The 4,675-nt window shown below is 71.2% G+C and carries 4 protein-coding genes; 1 reads left to right on the forward strand and 3 read right to left on the reverse strand.

What is annotated here, in order from left to right; genetic code table 11:
- Positions 1-131: 131 nt before the first annotated feature.
- From ACFWZ5_RS44790 to ACFWZ5_RS44800, 3 genes are all read right to left on the reverse strand, one after another.
- Entirely contained in the window at positions 132-881 is a 750-nt protein-coding gene (locus ACFWZ5_RS44790) for a Mut7-C RNAse domain-containing protein (protein WP_384806934.1), read from the reverse strand.
- A 58-nt stretch (positions 882-939) separates the two neighbouring features.
- Positions 940-1,611, reverse strand: a complete 672-nt coding sequence (locus ACFWZ5_RS44795) for a TetR/AcrR family transcriptional regulator (RefSeq protein WP_384892899.1) — start codon at positions 1,609-1,611, stop codon at positions 940-942.
- A gap of 113 nt (positions 1,612-1,724) precedes the next feature.
- Positions 1,725-2,501 carry a hemolysin III family protein gene (locus ACFWZ5_RS44800; protein WP_384806642.1) on the reverse strand — a complete coding sequence of 259 codons (777 nt, stop codon included), beginning with the start codon at positions 2,499-2,501 and terminating at the stop codon, positions 1,725-1,727.
- A 241-nt stretch (positions 2,502-2,742) separates the two neighbouring features.
- Between ACFWZ5_RS44800 and ACFWZ5_RS44805 the strand changes: the two genes are divergently transcribed.
- A complete protein-coding gene (locus tag ACFWZ5_RS44805; protein ID WP_384806644.1) occupies positions 2,743-4,611 on the forward strand; it encodes a phosphoenolpyruvate carboxykinase (GTP) in 1,869 nt (622 codons plus the stop codon).
- Positions 4,612-4,675 lie beyond the last annotated feature (64 nt).

Genomic DNA, 4,675 nt, shown 5'->3' on the forward strand with positions numbered 1-4,675 from the left:
CGGGGGTTTTGTAGCCCGCCCGGCGTTTGAGGGCGAGGCGCGGAGCGCCGATGAGGGGGAAAGGGGCGCAGCCCCAGCCGTACGCGGGGGCTGGGGCTGCGGCCACGGGAAGGGCGGGTGGGTGGGGAGTGTCAGGGAGTGGCCGGGGGGACGGTGGTGAGGGCCTGGTGGACGATGGACTGGAGGCGTTCGTGGTGGGCGCCGCGCCAGTACACACGGGCGCAGGACCCACACTCCGCGAACACGTCGTACGACCCTCGCGTGCTCCCTTCGAGCCGCTCCGCCACATCCTCCTTGCTCGCCGCCCGCAGGGCCCCGTTGCAGGCGGTGCACCGCGTCCACGGCCGCAACGGCGGCGCGAACCGCCCGAGCACATCACGGAGCTGCTCGTCGGGCCGGTCGCTGTAGACGTACGCACCGGCCCACAGCTCACGCCGCCGCAGCAGCCCCCGGTCCCGGCTGAGCAGGACCCGCCGCTCGGCGGCGGACAAGGCGGCGAGCGCCGGATCCCCGATGTCCGTGCTCTCGTACGCGGCGTCCACACCGAGCAGCCGCAGGCGCCGCGCGAGCGTGCCGAGGTGGACGTCGAGGAGGAAGCGCAGCGGCTCGTCGGCGGCCTCGTCGGGCCGCACCCGCTGGGGCCGCGGCACGGCCCGCACCTCGACGCGCTGGCCCGCGGCGGGCACGTGCCCGGCCGGGACCTCCTGCCCGTCCACGACGAGCGCGCCGACCTCGGTGAGCGGCACGCCGAGGGACTCGACGACATGCCCGAGCGAGGACGCGCCGTCGGTGACGGCCGGGGTGGGCCGCCCCCTCCGGTCGTGCGGCACGAACAGCGCGAGGTCGGGGGCGAAGTCGATGAGGATCTCCGGACCGTTCATGGGGCCATTCTGGCGCGGGCACCCCGAAGCGCGGTGACGGATTTCCGGCACCGCTCCCTCAGGAACCGCACAGGTCGGACGTGAAGCCCGCCGACAGCATGTCGAGGGTCCGGTCGAGGAGGTCGGCCAGGTCGTCCACGTGACCCCGCTCCGCCCAGTACGCCGTCGCCTCCGTGAGCGCCCCGACCAGGCCCATCGCGAAGGTCCTGACCTCCAGGTCACCCGCGCCCCTGCCGGTGCGGTCGGCGATGACGCGGCCCAGCGTCCGGCCGGTGACGGACATGCCCTCCAGCATCCGGGAGCGCACGGCGGGCACGTCGACCATGAGTGTGGTGCGCAGGCGCGAGATCTCCGGGTCCTCGGTGGAGCCGAGGCCCACGGCGCGGTGCAGCACGTACCGCAGCGACTCGACGAGCGGCTCGTCGGCGGGCCGCGCGCGCAGCTCCGTCTCCAGGAGCGGGTGGTACTCGTCGGTGAGGACGATGTCCTCCTTGGTCGGGAAGTACCGGAACACCGTGGACGGCGACACCTCCGCGGCCTCCGCGATCTGCTCGACGGTCGTCGCCTCGTACCCCTGCTCGCGGACGAGCCGGTATGTCGCGTCGCGGATCGCCGTGCGCGTCTTGATCTTCTTGCGCTCCCGGAGGCTCGGGGCGGGGGCGGGGGCGGGGGCGGGGGCGGGGGCGGGGGCGGGGGTGTCACGCGACGTGGTGCGGGATGCGGCCGGCATGCCGTCATTGTCGGACACCCACGAAAGAGTCGGACACCCACGAAAAAGGGGGCCGCGGCCATGAAGCCGCGGCCCCCTGACGGACCGGAGACGGGATCGCCCCCTCGGGGGCGTCAGGCGTGCTGGTACGCCACCAGCGAGATGCCCACGTAGTGCACCGCGAACGCCGCGAGGGTGAAGGAGTGGAAGACCTCGTGGAAGCCGAACCAGCGCGGGGACGGGTTCGGGCGCTTGAAGCCGTAGACCACTCCGCCCGCGCTGTAGAGGAGGCCGCCGACGATGACCAGGACCAGGACGGCGATGCCGCCCGTGCGCAGGAAGTCGGGCAGGAAGAAGACCGCGGCCCAGCCCATCGCCAGATAGCAGGGCGTGTAGAGCCAGCGCGGCGCGCCCACCCAGAAGACCCGGAAGACGATGCCCGCGAGCGCGGCCGCCCAGATGCCCCACAGCAGCCACTGGCCCTTGGTGTCCGGCAGGAGCAGCAGCGTCAGCGGCGTGTACGTGCCCGCGATGATCAGGAAGATGTTGGCGTGGTCGAGGCGGCGCAGGACGCCGTCGACGCGGGGGCTCCAGTTGCCGCGGTGGTAGAGCGCGCTGACGCCGAAGAGCAGGCAGGCCGTCAGGACGTAGATCCCGCAGGCGACGCGGCCGCGGGTGGAGTCCGCGAGCGCGGTCAGGAACAGGCCGGAGACGAGGACCGCGGGGAACATGCCGGCGTGCAGCCAGCCCCGCATCTTCGGCTTGGCCGGGCGGACGGCCACTGCGCCCTGCCCAGTGGCGACGGTGGCGACGGCGGCGGCCGGATGCGGTGCGGGGCTCACCGGATCGGGCGCGGAAGGGGGGCCGTCTGCCTGGGGGTTCGTGATCGCGTCGGGGACGGGAGCGGTCATGAGCCGAATCGTAGCTACGGAACCGTAAGTTACATATCAAAAGTGCTGCAACAGGTGCGTATAAGTGGCCATGCTCACGCCGCTCAGGTGTGAAGCCCTCTGGACAGATGCGCAACAGCGTCGGATGATCAAATGAGTGCGGTCGGCACCGGATGAGCGCCAGATGGTCGAATGCAGTGAAGCGTCCGGGTCGCAGCCCCCACGGGGCCCCAACCACAAAACCCCTCGTATAGGAGCAATCGTGGCGCGCGATATCGCGGCTCCCCCCGCCAGGGATTCCCTGGGCACCGTCCCCACCGACCACCAGGGGCTCGTCTCCTGGGTGAACGAGATCGCCGAACTGACCCAGCCGGACAGCGTGGTCTGGTGCGACGGCTCCGAGGCCGAGTACGAGCGCCTGTGCGGGGAGCTCGTGGCCAAGGGCACCTTCAAGAAGCTGGACCCGGTCAAGCGGCCGAACTCGTACTACGCCGCGTCCGACCCGACCGACGTCGCGCGCGTCGAGGACCGGACCTTCATCTGCTCGGAGAAGGAGGAGGACGCGGGGCCGACCAACCACTGGAAGGCGCCCGCGGAGATGCGGGAGATCTTCCAGGGGACCGAGGGCACGGGGGGTGTCTTCCGGGGGTCCATGCGCGGCCGGACCATGTACGTCGTGCCGTTCTGCATGGGCCCGCTCGGCTCGCCGCTGTCCGCGATCGGCGTCGAGATCACCGACTCCGCGTACGTCGCCGTGTCGATGCGCACGATGACCCGCATGGGCCGGCCGGTGCTCGACGAGCTCGGCTCCGACGGCTTCTTCGTCAAGGCCGTGCACACGCTCGGCGCCCCGCTGGAGCCGGGTCAGGCCGACGTGCCGTGGCCGTGCAACAGCACCAAGTACATCTCGCACTTCCCGGAGACCCGCGAGATCTGGTCCTACGGCTCCGGCTACGGCGGCAACGCGCTGCTCGGCAAGAAGTGCTACGCGCTGCGCATCGCGTCGGTGATGGCGCGCGACGAGGGCTGGCTCGCCGAGCACATGCTGATCCTCAAGCTCACCCCGCCCACCGGCGAGTCCAAGTACGTCGCCGCGGCCTTCCCGTCCGCCTGCGGCAAGACCAACCTCGCCATGCTGGAGCCCACGGTCGCCGGCTGGACCGTGGAGACCATCGGCGACGACATCGCCTGGATGCGCTTCGGCGAGGACGGCCGGCTGTACGCCATCAACCCGGAGGCGGGCTTCTTCGGCGTCGCGCCGGGCACCGGCGAGCACACCAACGCCAACGCGATGAAGACCCTGTGGGGCAACTCGGTCTTCACCAACGTCGCGCTGACCGACGACGGCGACGTGTGGTGGGAGGGCATGACCGAGGAGACGCCCGCCCATCTGACGGACTGGAAGGGCAACTCCTGGACGCCGGAGTCCGCCCAAACGGAAAATGGATACAGCCCGGCGGCGCACCCCAACGCCCGCTTCACCACGCCCGCCGCCCAGTGCCCGATCATCGCGCCCGAGTGGGAGGACCCCAAGGGCGTGCCGATCTCGGCGATCCTCTTCGGCGGCCGCCGCGCGAGCGCGGTGCCGCTGGTGACGGAGTCCTTCGACTGGAACCACGGCGTGTTCCTCGGTGCGAACGTCGCCTCCGAGAAGACCGCCGCGGCCGAGGGCAAGGTCGGCGAGCTGCGCCGCGACCCGTTCGCGATGCTGCCGTTCTGCGGCTACAACATGGGCGACTACATGGCCCACTGGATCAAGGTCGGTGCCGACAAGGACCAGTCCAAGCTGCCGAAGATCTACTACGTGAACTGGTTCCGGAAGAACGCCGACGGCAAGTTCGTCTGGCCCGGCTTCGGTGAGAACTCCCGCGTCCTGAAGTGGATCGTCGACCGCCTCGACGGGCGGGCCGAGGGCGTCGAGACCCCCATCGGCATCCTGCCGACGGCGGCGTCCCTGGACACGGACGGGCTCGAACTGCCCGCCGCCGACCTGGACTTCCTGTTGACGGTCGACAAGGAGGTGTGGCGGGAGGAGGCCGCGCTGGTCCCCGAGCACCTCAACACCTTCGGCGCGCATGCTCCGAAGGAGCTGTGGGACGAGTACCACGCCCTGGTCGCCCGCCTGGGCTGACGTCTTTCCCCCACCCACCCGCCCTTCCCTGTGGCCGCAGCCCCAGCCCCCGCGTACGGCTGGG

Origin of the sequence: Streptomyces sp. NPDC059003, assembly GCF_042740445.1 — a bacterium.
In the GTDB taxonomy this organism is placed as follows: Bacteria; Actinomycetota; Actinomycetes; order Streptomycetales; family Streptomycetaceae; genus Streptomyces.